The organism is Burkholderia sp. Bp9004 (genome assembly GCF_003858025.1).
In the GTDB taxonomy this organism is placed as follows: domain Bacteria; phylum Pseudomonadota; class Gammaproteobacteria; order Burkholderiales; family Burkholderiaceae; genus Burkholderia; species Burkholderia diffusa.
Window position 1 is genome coordinate 19,636 of sequence record NZ_QTQD01000040.1, and the last position, 22,516, is coordinate 42,151.

The following is a 22,516-nucleotide window of genomic DNA, read 5'->3' on the forward strand; positions in this document are numbered from 1 at the left end:
TTGATGACGTGACGGCTAAGCGATCGAACCTGATCTGACGCTGACTCATACGCGTGGCGGCACGGGTCTATCTGGTTGCCGCGATCGGGATGATTTCTGCCCCGGCTTTGAGTTTGTCGAGGTGGTCACCCCATACCTGCATCATTCGCCTGCGTTCCGGCAGATATTCAGCGTGGACGTAGGCAGCAGTTACTTGATTGCGTTCGGCGTGTGCCATCTGGCGCTCTACAACGTCCCGGCCGAAGCCGAGTTCACGCAGAGCCGTAGCAGCCAGCCCGCGAAACCCGTGCCCCGTCATCCGCGACTTGTAGCCCATGCGATAGAGCGCGTAGAGCATGGTGTTGTTCGAAATGTGGCTCCGGCCTTGCACGCTGTAGAACACGAAGCGATGCTGGCCGTTGATCGCGCGGAGCTGGGCGAGCACGTCGAGCGCCTGCCGTGATAGCGGCACGATGTGCGGGTCGCGCATCTTCATGCGTTCCGGCGGTACGCGCCATTCTGCGGCGGCCTCGTCAAACTCCGACCACTCTGCGCGGATCATTTCCGTTGTCCGCACGAAGGTCAGTGCCATCAGGCGGAGCGCGAGCCGGGTAACTAGGTCGCCTTGGTAGGCGTCAATGTCGCGCATGAGCTGCGGTATCTCCGTCGCCTTGACGCGAGCCATGTGCTGCACGCCGGGGCCTTTCTTCAACACCGTCTGCGCATCGATGTCAGCCGCCGGATTCCTGTAGCATCTACCGGTCATGATCCCGTACTGGAAGACCGCGCGGGAGCGCTGGAGGATTCGCTTCGCCGTCTCGCGTACCCCGCGCGCTTCAACCTCGCGAACGATGCTGAGCATCTGTGGCGAATCGATCTCCGCGATCGGGCGAGGGCCGATCTTCGGGAACACGTCGACCTCAAGCGAATTCAGCACCTTCTCCGCGTAGCCGTCGCTCCAGCCCGGACGCTGGGAGTCGTACCACTCGCGAGCTACCGCTTCGAACGAGTTTGCCGCCGCGATTTCGGCGGCCCGTTTCGCGTCCTTCTTCGCCTCGCCCGGATCAATGCCGGCCGCGATCTGCTCGCGGGCCTCTTCCGTGCCGTCGCGAGCGTGACGGCCGGATAGACGCCGAGGGCGAGCGTCTTCTGCTTGCCAAGGAAGCGGTGGGACAAGCGCCAGTACTTAGCGCCGTTCGGTTGGACGAGCAAGAACATCCCGTTGCCGTCCGTGAGTTTGTACGGGGCCGCGCTGGCCTTCGCGTTCCGTACCTGCACGTCAGTGAGAGGCATTGTTGGTATCCGCTGATACCAACAAAAATACCAACACTTTCTCCGGCTGTCACTGAGCAACCTTGGGTAACGATGGGAGCTAGAAGGCCGCCAGACGGGCCTGAGCGGGCGATTTCTTGTGAATCTTGGGGATGGTTTGGGGCTTGACTGGTCCCCCCGACAGGAATCGAACCTGTATCTAGCGCTTAGGAGGCGCTTGTTCTATCCATTGAACTACGGGGAGCGGATAGTTTGAGCGGGATGGACTGAACCCTTATAGATCAGGCTCTTGCCCTTGTCCCGTGTGCCTTTCCGGGATTTTCGTCGTCGTGCTCGTGACGCGAAATGACTGGATGTGAAGCATAGTTTAACGCCCTGCCTGCTACAAATCTGCTACAAATCGACCCTGTAGCAGCGTACGTGGATGACGCATTGCTACAGTCCACAGACGGGGTGTTTCATGGCTTCGATCCTCAAGATCGGCGACCGCTGGCGTGCTCAAATCCGCCGGCGGGGACAGAGTATAGCAAAGACGTTTCGAACCAAGGGCGCGGCCGAAGCATGGGCGCGAGAGATCGAGGGCGGTATCGACAAGGGGCAAGCCGCCGTCGACGAGCAGACAATCACGGTCGGCGAGTTGGTGCGTTTGTATCGAAACGCTCGCAACGATTCCGGCCGGCCGGTCGCCGAGAAGTCGAACGAAGACTACATGCTGAAGCGGCTGGAAAGTCACTTTGACGATGAGGTAGCGGCGAAGCTATCGACCAAGCGGCTGGTCAAGTTTGCCCAGGAGCGCAAGAAAGAGGGCGCGGGGCAGTACACGATCGACATGGACATATCCAAGCTCGGGACGGTGTACAAACACATGGCGTCGCTACTGGATCTGCGGTTGCCGCATGCTCCGAGCATCGCGCGGCCGACGCTCGATCACCTGCAGCTCATCGGGCCGGGGAAGCATCGCGACCGGCGGCCGACGCGTGAAGAGATCGTGAAGATCTTCGAGTGGTTTGCTGAAGGGTCGGGCATCGCATACAGCTTATCGAGCCATTTGCGTACGCTGTCAGTTTCCTTGGCCTTGGACATGGCAGTGCTTGTCTCGATGCGTCGGGTCAAGTCGCGGACGGCCCCGCGAATTGCCTGAACGCGGGTCGGATAGGTCGCCATGCCCTCGTGATAAGAGCACGGTGAAGCGCCGCCGGCAGTACCAATGGTGTAATCGATCCCGTAGATCCAAACGCCTTCGGCAATCAGCGCGACCCGAATTTCTGCGGGGCTTCGACTGGTGCGTTGTTGCTTCGGCGCGGACACGATGTCCGTCGGTGTATAGACGCCGTGCCGAAGGCGTCGATCGACTCGACGCGTAACAACAGCAAGGCCGCGAAATACGGCCTGCGACCGTTCATGGTCGGAGTCAGCAAGGCGAAAGACCTGATCCTGGACAACCGGCTGAAGCTGGACGGCGACGGGCCGGGGCGGATGCACTGGTACGTCGGCGTGCGGTCCGATTACCTCTCGCAGGTCACGGCGGAAGTGAAGGTGCCCGGGCGCGTCGGCGGCAAGCGGGTCTGGCAGAAGAAGGCTGGTGCACGTAACGAAGCGCTCGACTGCGAAGTGTATGCACTGCACGCGGCGCGTAGTGTGAAAACCCACCTGCTGACCGAACAGCACTGGTTGCTGGAACAGCATCGTATCTCGCAGGTGACGTTGTTCGACGCAGCGCCGGTGATCGAAGCGTTACCGCTCGCACAACCGTTCGAGCAACCCCCGGATCCGCCGAACGAATCGGCCGCCGAGCCGACGGCGGTCGTCATGACGGCACCAAAACCAACCGAAGCCCCGCCTCTGAGCGGGGTTTCGCGCATTCAGGGCCGGCGTGTCGGTCGCTCGACGTACCTGAAACGCCGATAGGAGAAACACATGGCTTACACGATGGCGGACCTGCAACGCATCCAGTTGGCGATCGCGAAGGGCGAGCTGGAGGTCCAGTACGCGGATCGCAAGGTGCGCTACTGGTCGATTGCCGAGCTGCGCGATGCGCAGACCGAGATCATTCGGGCGCTTGACGGCGCGACCGGCCGCTCGCGGCTCATTCGCCTGCGCCATGCCGGCAAGGGGGTGCGATGAGCCGCGCGTATCCGGTTCTCGCGCAGCGCGGCTTTGTCGTGCCGACCCGAATGCATCGGTCGTGCAGAACCTGCCGCTGATGCGTCACCGCGCGCGGGACGCGATCCGGAATGATCCGTGGGCGAAGACCGCGATCGCTCGGTTGGTGTCGAACGCCATTGGCACCGGCATTCAGGCACATCCGCGGCATCCGGACGCGGACGTGCGTCGTGCGCAAAAGCAACTTTGGGACGACAGCTCGAGCGAGCTGGACCCGAACGGCGACCATGATTTGTACGGATTGCAGACGCTCGCAGCGCGGGCATTTTTCAGCGACGGCGAGGTGCTGGTGCGTCGCCGTTTACGCCCTCCGAATGCCGGGCTGGCGGTGCCGATGCAGATCCAACTGTTCGAAGGGGACATGCTGCCGGTCTCGAAGAACGAGCCGATTCCAGGCGGCGAGATCATCAACGGTGTCGAGTTCAACGAAGACGGCGAGCGCGTCGCGTATCACCTGCTTCGCCGGCATCCGGGTGAGTACAACCGGTTTGCCGGCGATGCGGTGCAGACCGTGCGCGTGCCGGCCGACGAGATCGCGCACGTGTTCCACGCGCTGCGGCCCGGTCAGGTGCGTGGCGTGCCGGAACTATCGACGGTGCTGCTGCGGCTGCATTCGCTGGACAACTTCGACGACGCGGTGCTGTTCCGGCAGGAGGTGAGCAATCTCTTTGCCGGCTTCATCGTGAAGCCGCAGGCGGAAGTCGGTCCGCTCGGCGATCCGGTCTCAGGTGCGCCGATCGACTTCGACGTCGACGGCTTCTCGCCGGTTGTGTCGCTGGAGCCGGGCGCAATGCAGGAGCTGGCACCCGGCGAGGACGTGCGATTCGCAACGCCGCCCGGCGCAGGTGCCGACTATGCGCCGTTCATGCGTCAACAGCTGATGGCCGCAGCGGCATCGGTCGGCATGCCCTATGAGGTGCTGACGGGCGACCTGCGCGATGTCAGCGACCGCGTTCTGCGCGTGTTGCTCAACGAGTTCCGGCGCTCGATCGAGCAGCTGCAGCAGAACGTGTTCATCCACCAGTTCTGTCGGCGGATCTGGTGCTGGTGGGTCGACGCCTGTGCGGCTCGCGAACACATTCGTCGAGCGGCTCGATTGGGCCGCATGCATCGGGCGATACGACCGGGCACACACGCTGTTCTATCTCGATCCGCCGTATTACGAGACGGAAGGGTATGGCGTCGCGTTTCCGTTTGCCGAGTACGAGAAGATCGCCGCGAAACTGCGTTCGATCAAGGGACGTGCGATCGTAAGCCTGAACGACCATCCCGACATTCGGCGCGTATTCGATGGATTCCATATCGAAACCGTGCCGATTCAGTACACGGTCGGCGGAGGCAAGGGTGTCGAGAGAAACGAGCTGATTATCTTCAGTTGGGACGACGCGGCGCAGCCGGCTGGGCTCTTCTAATCGCGGGCCATCGTGTCGAAAGACGCGATGGCCAATTGCTCAAAAATTCTAATTGCAAGCGCGTCCGTGCCCCGATCATTGTCGCGTTTACTCGACGTTTGACAATTGTTGACCCGCTCGCCGAGACGCGGCTGCGTGGGTTGCGAGAAGATGCCGCCATCCGATAATCCGTAGGGCGCAGTCGCTCAAGTTGCGAGTAGACCAGAAAAATGAATCAAAATAACTACCGTTTGGTGTACAGCCGTGTACGCGGCATGTTGATTGCCGTCGAAGAGACAGCCAATGCGTCGGGCAACGCGGGTCGTGGCGAGACGCGTGGGGCGGCGGTTGAGCGCGAATCGATTGTGCGATTTGCCCTCCGGAGCATCGCATTGGCATCCCTGATTGCGGTCGGCGCGACGCCGATATGGGCTGATGCGCAAATTGTCGGTGGCGGTGTGCATGCGCCATCGGTGATCCAGACGCAAAATGGATTGCCACAAGTCAATATTAATAGGCCGGGAAGTTCAGGTGTTTCTTTAAACACCTATAATCAGTTCGACGTGCAGAAACCCGGTGCGATACTCAATAATTCACCGACGATCGTCAACACGCAACAAGCGGGATATATCAACGGGAACCCGAATTTCGGACCCAACGATTCTGCGCGGATTATTGTTAATCAGGTTAATAGCAATAATCCATCGGTTCTCAGGGGGTATGTTGAGATAGCGGGCCCCAAAGCCGAGATTATCTTATCGAATTCAGCTGGCCTCCTGGTCGACGGTGGCGGTTTTATTAATACCTCGCGCGCTGTCTTGACAACCGGGGTGCCGTATTACGGTGCTGACGGTTCGGTAGCTGGCTTTAATGTAAATCGTGGCCTCGTCACCGTGTCCGGCGCGGGTTTGAATGCGGCCAATGTCGATCAAGTTGACATTATCGCCCGTGCGGTTCAGGCAAATGCGGCGATTTACGCGAAAAATCTGAACGTAATCGCCGGTCCGAACCAAGTCAATCACGATACGCTCGCCACGACGCCGATTCAGGACGGCAGCCCTGCACCGGCAATCGCAATTGACGTTGGTCAATTGGGCGGAATGTACGCCAATAGGGTGTTTCTTGTCGCTAATCAGAATGGTGTCGGCGTGGCGAACGCCGGCACGATTGCCGCGCAGGCCGGGGATCTGACGCTCCAGTCGAACGGGCAGCTTGTGCTGTCCGGCAAGACGATCGCAAGCGGCAATCTTACGGCGAACGGTAGCGATGTCCAGAATACGGGGACGACCTACGCGCAGCAGAGCGCGAACGTAGCGGCCAGCGGGACGCTGTCTAATAGCGGCACGCTCGCAGCGCAGCAGAATACGACGATCAGCGCCGCAACCGTCAGTTCAACCGGCGCACTCGGCGCAGGTGTGAACAACGACGGTTCCGTGAGCCACAGCGGCGATCTGAGCATTACCGCGTCCGGCCAACTGAACGCGACGGGCCAGAATCTTGCCGGCGGCAACGCGACGCTCACTGGCAGCAGTGTGAACCTTGCAGGCGGCCAGACGGCCGCTAACGGCGGCATGACGCTAAACGCCAATGCCGGCGACCTCAACCTTTCCAGCGCAACGACGAGTGCGCAGGGCGCGCTCAACGCGAGCGCCGCCGGGGCGCTTATCAACGACCACGGCAATCTTTCGAGCCAGAGCAGCGCGACATTGACGGCAGGCAGTCTTTCGAACCAAGGCGGCACGGTATCGTCCCAGGGGCCGTTGTCGGTGCAGTCGGCCGGACAGATCGCAAATCAAGCCGGCACACTGGTGTCGCAAAGCACGGCGGACGTCCACGGTGGTGCGATCCTGAACCAACAGGGCATCATCCAGAGCGCGGGCCGGATGAGCGTCGGCGGCGCATCCTTGGATAACTCGGCCGGGCGCGTGACGTCCCTCAATGGCGACGGCCTGTCCATCGCAACGAGCGGCCAGCTCACGAACGCTGCGGGTACGACAGCGAACGGCGCACAAGGCGGTGTGATCGGTGGTGACGGCTCCGTCACGATTCAGGCGGGCAGTCTCGCGAACCATGGATCAATCAGCGCGAACACCGATTTGGCTGTCGGTGCGCAATCGGTCGACAACGGCAACGGTTCGCTGGCGGCAGGCCAGAATGCGACGATCGATGCCGGCACCGCGCTCACGAATGCAGCAGGCAGCATTTCCGCAGGTGCGTTGGCAAACGTTCGCGCGGCCAGTCTGGACAACAGTGCAGGGGCAATTCAGGCCAGCCAGTTGTCGCTGACGGCGACCAATCTCAAAAATCAGTCGGGCTCGATCACGCAGACCGGCTCGGGACCGGCAACGATCGCGGTTTCGGGCACGCTGGACAATAGCTCGGGAACCGTTCAAACGAACAGTACCGACCTCAGCCTGACGCCGGCCGCATTGATCAACGACCACGGCAAGATCGCGCATGCCGGCAGCGGCACGTTGACCATCGGCACGGGTGCTGTCTCGAACCAAGGCGGCATGATCGCGACCAATGGCGCGATGAAGCTGACGGCCGCCGCCGTGTCGAACCAAGCGGGTGTGCTGTCGGCTCAGCGGCAGGCCGCGCTCGATGTGCAGTCGCTCGACAACAGTGCGGGCGGCTATATCGGCGCAGACAGCCTTGTGCTGAAAGCGCAATCGGCGATTAACAATCGCGCCGGCACGGTCGAAGCCAGTAACGGTCTCACGGTGTCCGGTGACAGCCTGTCGAACGACGGCGGCTCAATTAAGCAACTCGGCTCAGGCGCGTTGTCAGTCACGGCGACGAACGCGTTGACCAATACGGCGAACGGCACGATCGGCGGTAACGGCGACGTCTCGGTCAACGCTGGCAGCGTCGACAATTCCGGCGGCTCGCTGCTCGCATCGCAGTCGTTGTCGGTGCAGTCGAATGGCGCGCTCGCGAACGCGGCGGGCCTGATCCAGTCGAACGGGAATCTGAAAGTCCGCGCGCAAGGCGCGGTGAACAACCATGCGGGTCAAATCGAAGCGAATGGCGTGACGTCGACGCTCGACCTGTCTGGAGCCAGCATCGACAATAGTGACGCGCGCATCGCCAACATCGGCAGCGGGGCAACGACGATCGACGGCGGTGCATCGATTACGAACACGAATGCGTCCGGTACAGCGGGTGCCGGTACGATCGGCGGCAACGGTGACGTCACGCTGACTACGCAGGCTCTCACGAACGCGCAGGGCGCCCAAACGCTCGCCGGCCATGATCTGACACTGAACGTCGGCAGCAGCGCGAACAACAATGCGGGTGTCCTGTCGGCAGGGAACAACCTGAACTTTGTTGGTCCGAACGCTACGCTGTCGAACCAGAATGGCTCGGTTCGCGCAAATGGTGTCCTTTTGGTGCAAGCCGCATCGGTCGACAATACGTCGGGCAAACTCGGCAATGACGCGGGTAGCGGCGGCAGCGTGTCGATTCAAACCGGCGCTCTGTCGAACCAGGGTGGTGCGATTGGTAGCGATCAGGATCTGTCGTTGACGAGTGGCACGTTGACCGGTGACGGGTCGATCGTCGCGGGCCGCAACGGTGTAGTGACGCTTGGCAGCGACTATACGCAGACGGCAGCGAACAGGCTGCACGCGAATGGCGACCTGACGTTTTCCACGTCGGGCAAGCTGACGAACCAAGGCGTGATGGACGCCAATGGTGCGCTCACGGTGAATGCTGCGAACGTCGACAACCAGAGCGGCGCGGACCTGAATTCCGCGAACACGACGGTCAACGCCAACGGCGGCACGATCAATAACGCGGGCCGCATTGAAGGCGATGCGGTCACGACCAACAGCGCAGCGCTCAACAATACTGGAACCGTGATCGGTGGCAACGTCACGTCGAACGCGGCCACGATCACCAACACCGGCGCCGCTGCTGTCTTCGCCGCTGCGAACCAGCTGAATCTGTATGCGACGAATCAGTTGTCGAACACCGGCGGCGCAAACCTGTACAGCGTCGGCGATATCAATATCGCGGCGAACGGTCAGCGTGATGCAAATGGTTTCCTCGCGAACCGCACGCAAAACGTGCTGAACGACCAGTCCACGATCGAAGCGCAGGGCAACATTGAACTGGCTGCCGGCACGTTCACCAATACGCGTACCGCACCGACGGTCACGACCGAAACGACGAGCACGTCTAGCAAGCACGAAACCAAGCGCCAGAAGTACGTCGTATGCGCGACGATGAATGCAGATCCGAACGGGGGCTGCTCGCAGGCGATGTGGGTGAATGGCTACAAGACTCCGTTGACTTCAACCTATAGTCCTTCGCAAGTCGTGTCGCAAACGTCCGGGCCGAACGCGACCGACAAGGTGCTCGTCGTGAACGTGAACGGGCAGCAGCAGACGATCTACTACAACACGCTGACGACGAATGCGGACGGGACGGTTACGGTCAATTATTGGGATGCGTATGACCCGCACGTGAACTATGTGCCGGATTCGGAGTATGTGACCCGCAGCGACGGCCATAACGGCTATCAACGAGTCGAGATCTGGCGCGATACGACGACCACTGTCCAGCAGGACAAGGTGACGAGTCAGGCGCAGCAAGCGCAGCTCGTGGCCGGCGGCAGTATCACGATGGCGAACGTCGGAACGATCAACAACAATTACAGCGCGATCACGGCGGGCAAGTCGATTCAGATTGGCAGCACCCAGCAAGGCGGATCCGTCGGTAGTGGCAGCTATGGCGGCACGACGGTGAACAACGTCGGTCGTACGCTGTATCAATACCAGCGCGACGACATTACGTCGATGTACGCGTGGAACGAAGACACGACGCAGGATCGTGGCACGATCGTCGAGCCGTCCATCGTTTATACGCCGGTCGCAATCGGCGGCACCGGCGGTACGATCATCGCGAACCAATCGGTGTCGATCAACGCGCAGAACGTCAATAACCAGAACGTCGCCGCGCAAAACTCGGCCACCGGTGCGACGGGCGGTACGCTCGGTAGCAACGCCGCCAATCAAGGGGTGTCGGGCGGCAACCAGACCAAGGTCGGCACCGCAAGCGGCACGACGACGGTCCCCGCACTGCAGTCGGTCGCGAGCGCCAAGGGTGCATTGTCGATTACGTTGCCGACGAGCGGCATGTATTCGATCAATCCCGCGCCGGGGCAGCCGTATCTGATCGTGACGGATCCACGCCTGACCAGCTACACGAAGTTCATCTCGAGCGACTACATGCTCGGGCAGTTGAACCTGAATCCGGCGAGTATCGAAAAGCGGTTGGGCGACGGGATGTACGAGCAGCAGATGGTGCGCAACCAGATCACGCAGTTGACGGGACGCACCTTCCTGCCGGGCTACGCGAGCGCCGAAGATGAGTATCGCGCGTTGATGACCAACGGCGTGAACTACGCGAAGGAGTTCGGCTTGGTGCCGGGCATGGCGCTGACGGCCGCCCAAATGGATGCGCTCACGAGCGATATCGTGTGGCTGGTCGACCAGACCGTGACCCTGCTCGATGGCAGTACGACGCACGTGCTGGCCCCGGTCGTCTACATGGCGCAGACTCACGCGAACGACCTGCAACCGACCGGTGCATTGATCGCCGCGGACGATGTCGAGATCCATACGGCGGGTAGCACGACGAACTCCGGCGTGATCAAGGGCGGCACGAAAACCGTCCTGACGGCGACGGATATCTTGAACCGTGGCGGCACGATTTCGAGCAGCGCCAAGAACGGCACGACCGTCGTGTCGGCGAGCAACGATGTCGTCAACGCGTCGGGCCAGATTTCCGGCAACCGGGTTGCCGTGATGGCCGGCCGCGATATCGTCAACACGACGCTGGTCGATGCCGTAGGCGCAACCGGCGCATCGGGCGCGAGCAAGGTCAATACGAGCTTAATCGGCCAGCAGGGGACGATCTCGGCGACCGGCGATCTGGCCGTACAAGCCGGTCGCGATCTGACGCTTCACGGCGCGAATTTGTCGGCTGGCGGCGATGCGCTGGTGACGGCGGGCCGGAATATCAACGTCGATACGGTTCAGTCGACCACGAACCAGTCGATGTATCTGAACGATCAGCATCATTGGGAAGAGTCGACGACGAAGAACGTGACGAGCGGGATAACCGCTGGCGGCGGCTTGGCGATGCAAAGCGGCAACGATACGACGCTCAAGGGTGCGACGGTTTCGTCCGGCAAGGATCTGTCGGTGATCGCTGGTGGCAACCTGACGGCGACAACCGTCACGGATACGGCGAAGCTTGATAACGTCGCGGCGGACAGTAAGACGCGAAAAGAAACGGATCACAACTACGACGAGCATGCGGTCGGCACGCAATTCACGGCGGGCGGAAACGCGACGCTTGCGGCTGTGAGTGCCGATAAGTCCAAGGGCAACGTGACGCTGACCGGCTCCGCTCTGACGGCGGGTATGACCAACGGCGTCGAGAGCGGTACCGGCTCGGCAAACATCGGTGCGACGGGCAACGTCACGATCAACGAGGCCCGCGAGGAACACGACAAGTACCAGTCGGTGCAAGTCCAACGCGGCAGCTTCGTCAGCAGCACGAAGACCGACGGGATGACCGACACGCACGCCAATGTTGGCGTCGGCAGCACGGTGTCGGGCAACACCGTCAACATTCAGTCGGGGCGCGACCTGACCGTTCAGGGCAGCACGGTCGTCGGCACGAACGACGTGAATCTCGCGGCGACAAACAACGTCAACATCACGACCTCGAAGGATACGGTCTCGCAAGACAGCTACTACCGTGAGACGCATTCGGGTCTGGGAACGAGCGGACTGACTGTCAGCATCGGCACGCAGTCGCGGAAGGAAACGGATCATGCATCGTCCGCCACGAACAACGCGAGCACGGTCGGGTCGCTCAACGGTAACCTGAACGTCACGGCCGGCGATACGCTGCACGTGACCGGTAGCGATCTGATCGCCGGGAAGAACCTGACCGGCGCGGCATCGAATATCGTGATCGACTCGGCGACGGATACCGCGAACAAGACGCATAGCCAAGAGACGAGCAGCAGCGGCGTCACGCTCGGTTTGTCGGGCAGCGTCGGCGATGCGATCAATGGTGCTTATCAACAGGCGCAAGCCGCCAAGAGCGGCAGCGGCGATAGTCGCGCTACTGCGCTGCACGCGATCGCAGCGGCCGGCAATGCTGCGATGGGCGTCGCCGGCCTGACTGGCGGTGCACTTGCGGGCGGTGGTACGCCGAGCATTGGTGTCCAGGTGAGCGTCGGATCGAGCCATAGCCGCTTGGACACGTCGGAAAACCAGACGACGCAGCGCGGTTCGAACCTCGGCGCAGGTGGTACGACTTCGTTGGTTGCGACGGGCAATGGCACGCCGGGTAGCGGCAACATTACGGTCGCTGGCTCGAACGTGTCCGGCAAAGACGTGCTGCTCGCTGCAAAGAACCAGATCAACCTGCAAAACACGACGAACACCGATTCGACGCGTAGCTCGAATTCGTCGTCGGGCAGCAGCGTTGGTGTGTCGATCGGTACGAACGGCATCGGCGTTTCGGCATCGATGTCGCGCGCGCACGGTGACGGCAACAGCGACGCGGCGATGCAGAACAATTCGCACGTCACGGGCGCGAACAGCGTGACGCTGGTTAGCGGCCGCGATACGAACGTGATCGGCTCGACCGTATCCGGCCGTACCGTTACGGCGGATGTCGGCGGCAACCTGAACATGCGCAGTGTGCAGGATACGACCGTCAGCAGCGCACATCAAAGCAGCGCAGGTGGGGGTATCAGCGTCAGCACGATGGGCGGTAGCGCTAGCTTCAGCTCGTCGCACGGGAATGCGAATGGCAATTATGCTGGCGTGAACGAGCAGGCGGGCATTCAGGCGGGCGACGGTGGTTTCAATGTGAACGTCAAGGGCAATACTGACCTGACGGGCGCGGCGATCGCCAGTACGGACGATCCATCGAAGAATACGCTGACGACGGGCACGCTCACCTATCGGGATATCCAGAACCATTCGACCTACAACGCGGATAGCGGTGGTTTCAGCGCGGGCGCTGGCGTCGGTGTGACCGGCAAGGCGACGGGACCGGGATCGGTCAGCGGTGCAGGTGGCGTGACGCCGATGATTTCGCAGTCGGATAGTGGCAGCGAAAGCGCAACCACGCGCAGCGGTGTTAGCGCAGGCACGATCAACATCACGAACCCAGCGGGTCAGACGCAAGATGTCGCGGGGCTGAACCGCGATACGTCGAATCTGAATGGGACGGTATCGAAAACGCCTGACGTGCAAAATCTGCTGGATAAGCAGGCCGACACCATGAATGCAGCGCAGGCGGCCGGGCAGGTTGTTGCGCAGGGTATTGGTGCTTACGCGGACACCAAACAGCGCGAGGCTCAACGTGCCGCGGACGCAGCAAAAATCGCGGGTGACACGACAGCACAGGAAGCGTATCAAGCGGAGGCAAATTCGTGGGCTGAAGGTGGCTCCAATCGAGTTCAGTTGCATGTCATAGGCGGTGCATTGATCGGTGGTCTCGGCGGGGGAAGTGCGCTCACTGCGGTAGGCGGTGCCGCCGGGGCGGGTCTTACTGCGAAAATGGCCGGCGAACTGGACGACATTTCGAAGGGGGTCACGTCCGGGACGGGTTCGGAATTGTTAGGTAATTTCACTGCTAACGTGGTTGCCGGGCTTGGTGGCGCGCTAGTGGGCGGCACAGCGGGTGCGGCGACAGGGTCGAGTGTGCAGCTGTACAATCAGATGCTCGATCGAAAGGGAAAGAGCATGCTTTCGAAAGTCTGTGCCGCTACTAATCCTGCATGTAGCGACCAGACGATCATGGCTATTTCCAATGCAGAAGCAGCAAATGCCGCGCAAGCGGCGCAATACATGCAAACGGGGGCAATGTACGGCCTGCCGGCAACCGCCGTGATGGCGCTAGGAACTGAGGCGATCGCCGCAGCGGCGCTTGCTGGAGGATTCGACTATGTGGGAAGTTACTACAACTACAAGACCGGTTTAAGTGCGGATGCTCCCAATTTTACAAATTCGTATATCGCTGGGATTGTGGGCGGTTTGTCCACGCCATTTACGATTGGTGAAGTCGCAATCGCCGGAATGGGCAAAGCAGGAAAGTTTGTGGCTGGCGCCTACAACGCCGGTGTAGCTGGTGTTGGTGCATTCGGTACGGCTGGAATGACCGGAAGTAATCCGGATTTGTCTGCGGGCGTTGCTACCTCAACTAACGCCGCAGGCGCTTGGGCCAAGGCTGTACTTCCCTCGCCTATCGGAAACCTTGTAAATCAGATTGTGCAAGGCGCGGCCGGACCGATACAAGCAGCAATTGAATCATGGAAAAAACATGGACAATGAAGTGAGGCGTAAATTTGTTGTGCGTTATGTTAAGGCATACATTTCAGTGGCAGCTGTCGCTGGGGCTGTGCTAATGATTTCGGAATTGAGTGGTGCCGGCTGGAGGCCCGTGCTGGCAGGCGTTCCATTGTATGTCGCTCTTTTTTCTCTGGTGACGTATGCAATGGTTAGAGAGTTAATTTTGCTAAAAAAGAAAGGATCCCGGAGGTCATGATTTATTTGATTGATTGACCCTTCCGAAGGGCGTGAAGAACGGCGCAAATTGAATTTCTGTGGTTTTTTGGTGTTAGCGTTAATTTATAATAATTGTATAAAGATGCGAGAAATTCGAAAGCGTCCGCTTGTCGTTGATCTCGATGGCACATTGACGGTTTCGGATACTTTGATCGAGTCCGTAATATCTGTCATCAGGGAAAAGCCTGCAAGCCTGCAAGCCTGCAAGCTTGCTGCGCCTGCCTTTTTGGCTCGCGGGCGGCCGCGCCGCGTTTAAGGCTAAGGTGGCAGAGCATGCCGACTTTCGAGCGGAAACGCTTCCGTATCGCGAATCGCTTGTCGACTATCTCACGCGAGAACGTGAGAGCGGGCGAAAAATCATGCTCGCAACTGCCGCACATTGTTCGATCGTGTCATCGCTACCAGTGACGACACGAATCTCAAGGGAGAAGCCAAACTGACCTGCATTCGCCAGCGGATCGGCGACGACTTCGTGTATGCCAGTGATAGCAAGGCCGACTTGCCGGTTTGGGCTCCCGGTCGGAGGTGGCAGTAGTAGCGGAGGCCGCGCGGTGAATTGGCTGATTGTCGTCGCAAGTGGATTTTTCGGCGGCCTCGTGAGCATATTGCTCCGAGTCGCGGCCCTCAAGGGAATCACACTCGGTGAGGCGAGCATATTGCCGTGGATCGCACGCGGGACAGCCATCGGTGCCTACGGTGTCGGATTCCTCCTTTATACAATCGCGCTGCGCAAAACAACGCTTGGCGTTGCGTATCCGACGATGGTAGCGATTTCCATCCTGGTGGTGTTGTCGTTCACGGCGTTACACGAACACGTGTTGCGGCCGATCCAGATGGTCGGCGCTGTCGTCATCCTGATTGGCGTCTGGATGGTCACGCGGTACGCGTAACTGAGAGAATCGATTACATGAAGAAGAAAATCCGAGGCGGCGGTCTTGTCGCCGGATCGTTGCTTTTTGCATCGACCTGCGCGATGGCACAGTCGATTCCGCCGGTCGGCAACGATCAGCAGGTCCGTCAGCAGGAAGAAGCACGCGAGCGGGAACGGACCGTTTCCGCGCCTGCCGTTCGTTCGAGTGTCGCAGCGAGTGCAGGCTATCCGGAGCTGCCGACCGAAACGCCATGCTTCCGCATTGATCGTTTCGTGGTCAACGTTCCTGATTCGCTGCCGGATGGAGTGAGAGCGCAGGGCGCGTCCGTACTGCCCATGGATCGCTTCGCGTTCGCGCGTGAATGGCTCGAACACTACACCGGACAGTGCGTTGGCAAGCAAGGGCTTGATGCGCTTGTCAAAGCGTTGTCGCAAGACATTCTTTCGCGCGGATACATCACGACGCGCGTGCTGTTACCCGAACAGGATTTGTCGACTGGCACGTTGGAAGTCTCGCTGATTCCCGGCGTGATCCGACACGTGCGCTTCGCCGATGAAAAACTACGCGGTACATGGAAAACCGCGTTTCCGACGCGCGACGGCGAACTGTTGAACCTGCGTGACCTTGAGCAGGGTTTGGAGCAGATGAAGCGCGTACAGAGTCAAGAGGTATCGATGCAGATCGTTCCAGGCGACGTGCCGGGCGAGAGCGACGTCGTGCTCGACGTAAAGCGCGGCAAGCCTTGGACGGTTGTCGCGTCTATCGACAATTCGGGAACGCGTGCGACCGGCAAGTTGCAAGGCAACCTGTCGGTTGGCATCGATAACCCGCTTGGCCTGAATGACATCTTCAATGTCGGCGTGAGTCAAGACCTCGAATTTGGTGACAAGCGCCTCGGTTCGCACGGCTGGAACGGTTTCTATTCGATCCCGTGGGGGTATTGGACCGCGACGCTCACGGCATATACGAACACGTACTATCAGCATATCGCGGGCGTCAACCAGACGTTCGTTGCAAGCGGGAACTCCAAAACGATCGATTTCAAACTTGCCCGCGTGCTGGCCCGTAGTCAGAACGACGTGTTCGGAGGCTACGTCCGCCTGTCGCGCCGCTTCGGGCAGAGCTTCATCGAAGATACGGAAATTCCTCAGCAGCGCCGCAATAACACATTCGTCGAACTTGGCCTGACTGACCGTCACTATTTCGGTGGAGCCCAGTTCGACGGCACGCTCGCCTATCGTCAGGGGATCGGTGCATTTGGGGCACAAGATGACGTGCTGGCGGTCGATGGCGGTCCGACTTACCGGTACAAAATGGCCGTCGTCGATGCGAACCTCTCGGTGCCGTTCGCTATCGCAAATCAGCCGTTCCGCTATGTCGGCTCGGTTCACGGTCAATACACCGGCAACTCGTTGTATTACATCGACGACTTGACGATCGGCAGCCGCTACACGGTGCGCGGCTTCGACGGCGAAACGATGTTGGCCGCAGCGCGCGGTTTTTACTGGCGCAACGAGCTGCAAATGCCGATCGGACAGACCGGACAGGCGATCTATGCCGGATTGGACTACGGCCGCGTGTGGGGGCCGCAGCCGGTCGCGCTCGTCGGCACGCAGTTGGCCGGCGCGGTAATCGGCGTCAAGGGAAGCATCGGCACGCGCTTTGGAGCCTACGGGTATGACCTGTTTGCTGGCACGCCGGTGTACAAGCCCTCCGGATTTCCAACGGCCCGTGTAACGCTGGGCTTTCAGTTGACCGGGCAGTTCTGATGGACGGCGGGAGCCGCAGCTCGATTTGCGGTTCGGTACGCAGCAAAGCAAGTTTGGACGCGCTCATATCGCGAATCGCGCTGTGAACGAGATTTTGCATGCTACAAATTTGCTACAGCAAGGTGCGGAAGCCTTGCTGGACAAGCCTTTCGCCTGTCATTCCATCCCCTGAACTACGGGGAGAGCCATGTCCGCAGTTTCGCGTACAGAAGACGCGAACGGGACGGCGATGTGGACAGCGCGCAGAGCATAGCAAACGCGCGGCGCGCATCGGCGGACGGAATGCGTGCCGATGCGCGCCGCGCGCGCTCGATCGTGTCCGGAAGCCCGAATCAGAAATCGACGACGACGAAATCTTCCTTGCCCACGTCGCACAGCGGGCAGCGCCAGTCGGCGGGAATGTCGGCGAAACGGGTGCCGGCGGGGATGCCCTCGTCGGGCAGGCCTTCCGCTTCGTTGTAGACCCACCCGCAAATCAGGCAGACCCAGCTCTGGTATTCGGTTACTTCGCTCATGTGGTGCTCGGAATGATGAAGATCTGTGATGCCGCCCGCCGTGTGTCCGGCGGACGAAAGGCGCAATGGTACCGGAATTTCGCCGAACGCCTCCGCATCGTCGTTTTAAACGTGCGCATCGCGAACAATTTCCATCATCGCGCGGGCCGGGCACGCAGTGTATGCTTCGTGAGCCTTTCAATCTGAAGGAGAAAACGATGCTCAACAAGAAGTGGATTGCGGGTGCGGTATGTGTCGCGGCACTGGCCGTGTCGACGCTCGCGCGTGCCGAGGCGCGCGTGTTCTTCGTCGAGCCGAAGGATGGCGCGACGGTGTCGAGCCCCGTGCACGTGAAGTTCGGCCTCGAAGGCATGGGGCTCAAGCCGGCCGGCGACATGACGCCGGACACGGGCCACCATCACCTGCTGATCGACGGCCAGCCGGTGCCGAAGGGCGACGTGATCCCCGCGACAGACCATTCGCTGCACTTCGGCAAGGGCCAGACCGAAACCGATGTGAAGCTGCCGCCCGGCCAGCACACGCTGACGCTGCAGCTCGGCGACGGCGCGCACCGCTCGTACGGTCCCGAGCTGAGCTCGACGATCTCGGTCAACGTGAAGTAATCGCATCTTCCGCATGCGGGCACCCGGCCGGGAAGGTGCGGCCGGATGCCCGCCACGGCACGAAATGAACCGCGCACCGGCCTAGTCCGTCCGGCCATCCCGGCGCAGGCGTCCGCCACCGGTACAATGGGCGCTTCCGATTTCTCTCTTCGCCGCCTCCCCATGTCGCTTTATTCCATTACCGGCGCGCAACTCGCGTTCGGTCACGTCGCGTTGCTCGATCACGCGGATTTCTCGCTGGAGGCCGGCGAGCGCGTCGGCCTGATCGGTCGCAACGGCGCGGGCAAGTCGTCGCTGCTGAAGATCGTCGCCGGGCTGGCGAAGCCCGACGACGGGCTGATTACGCGCCAGCAGGAGCTTGTGACCGTCTACGTGCCGCAGGAGCCGGAATTCGAACCGGGCGCGACCGTGTTCGAGGCCGTCGCATCGGGGCTCACGCACACGCGCGAAGTGCTCGAAGAATACGATTCGATCGCGCACCGCCTTGCGGAGACACCCGAAGGCGCCGAGCACGACGCGTTGCTCGCGCGGATGAACGCGCTGCAGTCGTCACTCGATGCGCACGATGCGTGGAATTGGCGTACGCGCGTATCGATGACGCTCGCGCAGATCGGCCTGACGGACGGCGATGCGCAGGTCGACGCGCTGTCGGGCGGGATGCAGAAGCGTGTCGCGCTGGCGCGCGCGCTCGTGGTGCAGCCCGACGTGCTGCTGCTCGACGAACCGACCAACCACCTCGACTTCGACGGCATCCGCTGGCTGGAAGAACTGCTCGTCGCGCAGCGCGCGGGCCTGCTGTTCATCACCCACGATCGCGCGTTCCTCGACCGCGTCGCGACGCGCATCGTCGAGCTCGATCGCGGCCGGCTGCTGTCGTATCCGGGCAATTTCTCCGCGTACCAGACGCGCAAGGCGCAGCAGCTCGAAGTCGAGCGCGTGGAAAACGAGAAGTTCGACAAGCTGCTCGCGCAGGAAGAAGTTTGGATCCGCAAGGGCGTCGAGGCGCGCCGCACGCGCAGCGTCGGCCGCATCGCGCGGCTCGAGCAGATGCGCAACGAGCGCGCGGAGCGCCGCAATTCGCAGGGCAACGTGAAGCTCGACGTCGCGCAGGGCGAGAAGTCGGGCAAGATCGTCGCGGAGCTGACGGACGTGACGAAGCGCTACGGCGGCCGCGCGGTCGTCGAGCGCTTCTCGACGACGGTCATGCGCGGCGACAAGATCGGCTTCGTCGGCCCGAACGGCGCGGGCAAGACCACGCTGCTCAAGCTGATCCTCGGCGAGCTGAAGCCCGACGAAGGCACGGTGCGCACCGGCACGAACCTGCAGGTCGCGTACTTCGACCAGATGCGCGCGCAGCTCGACCAGGAAAAGAGCCTGGCCGACACGATCAGCCCCGGAAGCGAATGGGTCGAGATCGGCGGCGTGCGCAAGCACGTGATGAGCTATCTCGGCGACTTCCTGTTCGCGCCTGAGCGCGCACGCTCGCCGGTGAAGTCGCTGTCGGGCGGCGAGCGCAACCGGCTGCTGCTCGCGCGCCTGTTCGCGCGTCCGGCCAACGTGCTGGTGCTCGACGAACCGACCAACGACCTCGACATCCCGACGCTCGAACTGCTCGAAGAGCTGCTGGCCGACTACGACGGCACGGTGCTGCTCGTCAGCCACGATCGCGCATTCCTCGACAACGTCGTGACGTCGGTGATCGCGGCCGAGGGCGACGGCAAGTGGCGCGAATACGTCGGCGGCTTCACCGACTGGCAGATCCAGAGCGAGCGTTCGCAGCAGCTCGCGCAGCAGGAGGCGGCGAAGCGCGCGGTGAAGGAAGCGGCGCCGGTCAAGGAAGACGCGGCGAAAAGCGCGGCCGGCCGCAACGCACAGCGCACGGTGAAGCTGTCGTTCAACGAGCAGCGCGAACTCGATGGGCTGCCGGAGAAGATCGCGGCGCTCGAGGAAGAACAGAAGACGATCAATGCGCAGCTCGAGGATGGTTCGATCTTCGCGAAGGATCCGCAGGAAGGCACGCGCCTGACCGAACGCTTCGCGGCGATCGACGACGAGCTCCTCGCCGCGCTCGAGCGGTGGGAGACGCTCGAGGCAAAGCGCAAGCCGGTCTGATGCCCCGTGCGCCGTGTGAGTGATCTTGCTACGGCGCGCCACGCGGAACCAGTAAAATACCGCGCGTCCCGGGCAGCGCAGCGAATGCCGCGCGCCCGCTTTCGGAGCAGTCCAAGCACACCGTTGTTTCGATTCGCTTTTTTACGGAACTCAACGTTTTGTCCACGACGTTGTCCACACGAAGTGTGGACAACGTCCCGATGAATGACGAAATTCAGCGCCTATGTCAACGAAGAAGCCCAGCGCGGCCTATAGCGAAGCATCGATCAAGGTGCTCAAGGGCCTTGAGCCGGTCAAGCAGCGGCCCGGCATGTACACCCGTACCGAAAATCCGCTGCACATCATTCAGGAAGTCATCGACAATGCGTCCGACGAGGCGCTCGGCGGCTACGGCAAGCAGATCACGGTCACGCTGCATGCCGACCAGTCGGTGTCGGTCGAGGACGACGGCCGCGGCATCCCGTTCGGGATGCACCCCGAAGAGGGTGTGCCGGTCGTCGAGATCGTATTTACGCGCCTGCACGCGGGCGGCAAGTTCGACAAGGCTGCAGGCGGCGCGTACACGTTCTCGGGTGGCCTGCACGGCGTTGGCGTATCGGTGACGAACGCACTCGCGACGCGTCTCGACGTGACGGTCTGGCGCGACGGCAAGATCGCCGAGCTCGGCTTCGCGGAAGGCGACGTCGTGAAGCCGCTCGCGACGCAAGGCGCGGGCCGCGGCGAGAAGAAGTCCGGCACGCGCGTGCGGGTCTGGCCGAATCCGAAGTACTTCGATTCGCCGAACCTGCCGCTTGGCGAGCTGCAGCGTCTGCTGCGCTCGAAGGCCGTGCTGCTGCCGGGCGTCGAGGTGGTGCTCGTCAACGAGAAGACCGGCGAACGCCAGGCGTGGAAGTACGAGGACGGCCTGCGCGGCTACCTGCTCGACGAGATGAACGGCAGCGAGCTGCTGATCCCGCTGTTCGAAGGCGAGCGCTTCGCCGATGCGCGTTCGACCGACGAGACCTTCGCCGAAGGGGAAGGCGCGTCGTGGGTCGTCGCATGGAGCGAGGAAGGATCGCTCGTGCGCGAGTCGTACGTGAACCTGATCCCGACGCCGGCCGGCGGCACGCACGAGTCGGGCTTGCGTGACGGTCTCTACCAGGCGGTCAAGAGCTTCGTCGAACTGCACAACCTGCAGCCGAAGGGCGTGAAGCTGCTCGCGGAAGACGTGTTCGCGCGCGTGTCGTTCGTGCTGTCCGCGAAGGTGCTCGATCCGCAGTTCCAGGGGCAGATCAAGGAGCGCCTGAACAGCCGCGACGCGGTGAAGCTCGTGTCGTCGTTCTCGCGTCCGGCGCTCGAACTGTGGCTGAACCAGCACGTCGAGCACGGCAAGAAGCTCGCCGAACTGGTGATCAAGCAGGCGCAGGCGCGCACACGTGCGGGCCAGAAGGTCGAGAAGCGCAAGAGCTCGGGCGTCGCGGTGCTGCCGGGCAAGCTGACTGATTGCGAGACGGAAGATATCGCGCGCAACGAGTTGTTTCTCGTCGAGGGCGACTCGGCGGGCGGTTCCGCAAAGATGGGCCGCGACAAGGAATACCAGGCGATCCTGCCGCTGCGCGGCAAAGTGCTGAACACGTGGGAAACCGAGCGTGATCGCCTGTTCGCGAACAACGAGGTTCACGACATCTCGGTCGCGATCGGCGTCGATCCGCACAGCCCCGACGACACCGTCGACCTGTCGAATCTGCGCTACGGCAAGATCTGCATCCTGTCGGATGCGGACGTCGACGGCTCGCACATCCAGGTGCTGCTGCTCACGCTGTTCTTCAAGCATTTCCCGCAACTGATCGAGCGCGGTCACGTGCATGTCGCGCGGCCGCCGCTGTTCCGCGTCGATGCGCCCGCGCGCGGCAAGAAGCCCGCGCAGAAGCTCTATGCGCTCGACGAAGGCGAACTCGAGGCGACCCTCGACAAGCTGCGCAAGGACGGCGTGCGCGAAACGCAGTGGAGCATCAGCCGCTTCAAGGGTCTCGGCGAAATGAGCGCGGAGCAGTTGTGGGACACGACGATGAACCCCGACACGCGCCGCCTGATGCCGGTGAAGCTCGGCGAACTCGACTACGAGGCGACCGTCGCGCGGATGACCATGCTGATGGGCAAGGGCGAGGCAGCCGCGCGACGCGGCTGGCTCGAGGAAAAGGGCAACGACGTCGAAGCGGACATCTAAACCCGCGCGGCCGGGCATGACGCCCGGCCC

At 61.7% G+C, this 22,516-nt stretch carries 10 protein-coding genes, 1 tRNA gene and 4 pseudogenes; 12 read left to right on the top strand and 3 right to left on the bottom strand.

What is annotated here, in order from left to right; translation table 11 throughout:
* Positions 1–67: 67 nt before the first annotated feature.
* Positions 68–1,272 (bottom strand): annotated as a pseudogene (locus tag DIE08_RS31240) (tyrosine-type recombinase/integrase).
* Between the two features lie 148 nt (positions 1,273–1,420).
* Positions 1,421–1,495: transfer RNA gene (locus DIE08_RS31245), tRNA-Arg, on the bottom strand.
* A gap of 216 nt (positions 1,496–1,711) precedes the next feature.
* On the opposite strand from DIE08_RS31245, the pseudogene DIE08_RS31250 reads away from it, so the two are divergent.
* The 8 genes and pseudogenes from DIE08_RS31250 to DIE08_RS31295 form a co-directional block, all read left to right on the top strand.
* A pseudogene (locus DIE08_RS31250) lies at positions 1,712–2,266 on the top strand (site-specific integrase); the annotation flags it as partial.
* A gap of 317 nt (positions 2,267–2,583) precedes the next feature.
* Positions 2,584–3,159: a terminase gpA endonuclease subunit gene (locus DIE08_RS31260; RefSeq protein WP_311767592.1), complete on the top strand. Its 576-nt coding sequence runs from the start codon at positions 2,584–2,586 to the stop codon at positions 3,157–3,159.
* Between the two features lie 9 nt (positions 3,160–3,168).
* Positions 3,169–3,375, top strand: coding sequence for a phage head-tail joining protein (locus tag DIE08_RS31265; protein WP_124905498.1), 207 nt, complete (start codon positions 3,169–3,171; stop codon positions 3,373–3,375).
* Positions 3,372–4,480: pseudogene (locus DIE08_RS31270) on the top strand (phage portal protein); the annotation flags it as partial. The gene DIE08_RS31265 and the pseudogene DIE08_RS31270, both read left to right, overlap by 4 nt.
* A pseudogene (locus DIE08_RS31275) lies at positions 4,476–4,826 on the top strand (DNA adenine methylase); the annotation flags it as partial. The pseudogenes DIE08_RS31270 and DIE08_RS31275, both read left to right, overlap by 5 nt.
* Positions 4,827–5,035: 209 nt before the next feature.
* Complete coding sequence (locus DIE08_RS31280) at positions 5,036–14,176, top strand: hemagglutinin repeat-containing protein (RefSeq protein ID WP_124905500.1); 9,141 nt, start codon at positions 5,036–5,038, stop codon at positions 14,174–14,176.
* Between the two features lie 785 nt (positions 14,177–14,961).
* Positions 14,962–15,300 carry a small multidrug resistance protein gene (locus tag DIE08_RS31290; RefSeq protein ID WP_124626747.1) on the top strand — a complete coding sequence of 113 codons (339 nt, stop codon included), beginning with the start codon at positions 14,962–14,964 and terminating at the stop codon, positions 15,298–15,300.
* Positions 15,301–15,383: 83 nt separating this feature from the next.
* Entirely contained in the window at positions 15,384–17,051 is a 1,668-nt protein-coding gene (locus DIE08_RS31295; protein WP_260436601.1) for a ShlB/FhaC/HecB family hemolysin secretion/activation protein, read from the top strand.
* A 332-nt stretch (positions 17,052–17,383) separates the two neighbouring features.
* Here DIE08_RS31295 and DIE08_RS31300 read toward each other — a convergent pair whose 3' ends face one another.
* Positions 17,384–17,566, bottom strand: a complete 183-nt coding sequence (locus DIE08_RS31300) for a rubredoxin (protein WP_006478164.1) — start codon at positions 17,564–17,566, stop codon at positions 17,384–17,386.
* Between the two features lie 12 nt (positions 17,567–17,578).
* On the opposite strand from DIE08_RS31300, the gene DIE08_RS35820 reads away from it, so the two are divergent.
* From DIE08_RS35820 to DIE08_RS31320, 4 genes are all read left to right on the top strand, one after another.
* Positions 17,579–17,752: a hypothetical protein gene (locus tag DIE08_RS35820; protein ID WP_185715925.1), complete on the top strand. Its 174-nt coding sequence runs from the start codon at positions 17,579–17,581 to the stop codon at positions 17,750–17,752.
* 11 nt (positions 17,753–17,763) lie between these two features.
* Entirely contained in the window at positions 17,764–18,168 is a 405-nt protein-coding gene (locus tag DIE08_RS31305; protein WP_059600451.1) for a DUF4399 domain-containing protein, read from the top strand.
* Between the two features lie 126 nt (positions 18,169–18,294).
* Complete coding sequence (locus DIE08_RS31315) at positions 18,295–20,280, top strand: ATP-binding cassette domain-containing protein (protein ID WP_174919989.1); 1,986 nt, start codon at positions 18,295–18,297, stop codon at positions 20,278–20,280.
* Between the two features lie 223 nt (positions 20,281–20,503).
* The gene (locus DIE08_RS31320) at positions 20,504–22,486 is read left to right on the top strand and encodes a DNA topoisomerase IV subunit B (protein WP_059600344.1); all 1,983 of its coding nucleotides are present in this window, start codon (positions 20,504–20,506) and stop codon (positions 22,484–22,486) included.
* Positions 22,487–22,516 lie beyond the last annotated feature (30 nt).

Excerpts from the sequence above, each read along its gene's own strand:
- DIE08_RS31300 (WP_006478164.1), bottom strand. The coding sequence starts at position 17,566 with ATGAGCGAAGTAACCGAATACCAGAGCTGGGTCTGCCTGATTTGCGGG.
- DIE08_RS31315 (WP_174919989.1), top strand. The coding sequence starts at position 18,295 with ATGGGCGCTTCCGATTTCTCTCTTCGCCGCCTCCCCATGTCGCTTTAT.
- DIE08_RS35820 (WP_185715925.1), top strand. The coding sequence starts at position 17,579 with ATGATGAAGATCTGTGATGCCGCCCGCCGTGTGTCCGGCGGACGAAAG.
- DIE08_RS31305 (WP_059600451.1), top strand. The coding sequence starts at position 17,764 with ATGCTCAACAAGAAGTGGATTGCGGGTGCGGTATGTGTCGCGGCACTG.
- DIE08_RS31320 (WP_059600344.1), top strand. The coding sequence starts at position 20,504 with ATGTCAACGAAGAAGCCCAGCGCGGCCTATAGCGAAGCATCGATCAAG.
- DIE08_RS31280 (WP_124905500.1), top strand. The coding sequence starts at position 5,036 with ATGAATCAAAATAACTACCGTTTGGTGTACAGCCGTGTACGCGGCATG.
- DIE08_RS31295 (WP_260436601.1), top strand. The coding sequence starts at position 15,384 with ATGGCACAGTCGATTCCGCCGGTCGGCAACGATCAGCAGGTCCGTCAG.
- DIE08_RS31265 (WP_124905498.1), top strand. The coding sequence starts at position 3,169 with ATGGCTTACACGATGGCGGACCTGCAACGCATCCAGTTGGCGATCGCG.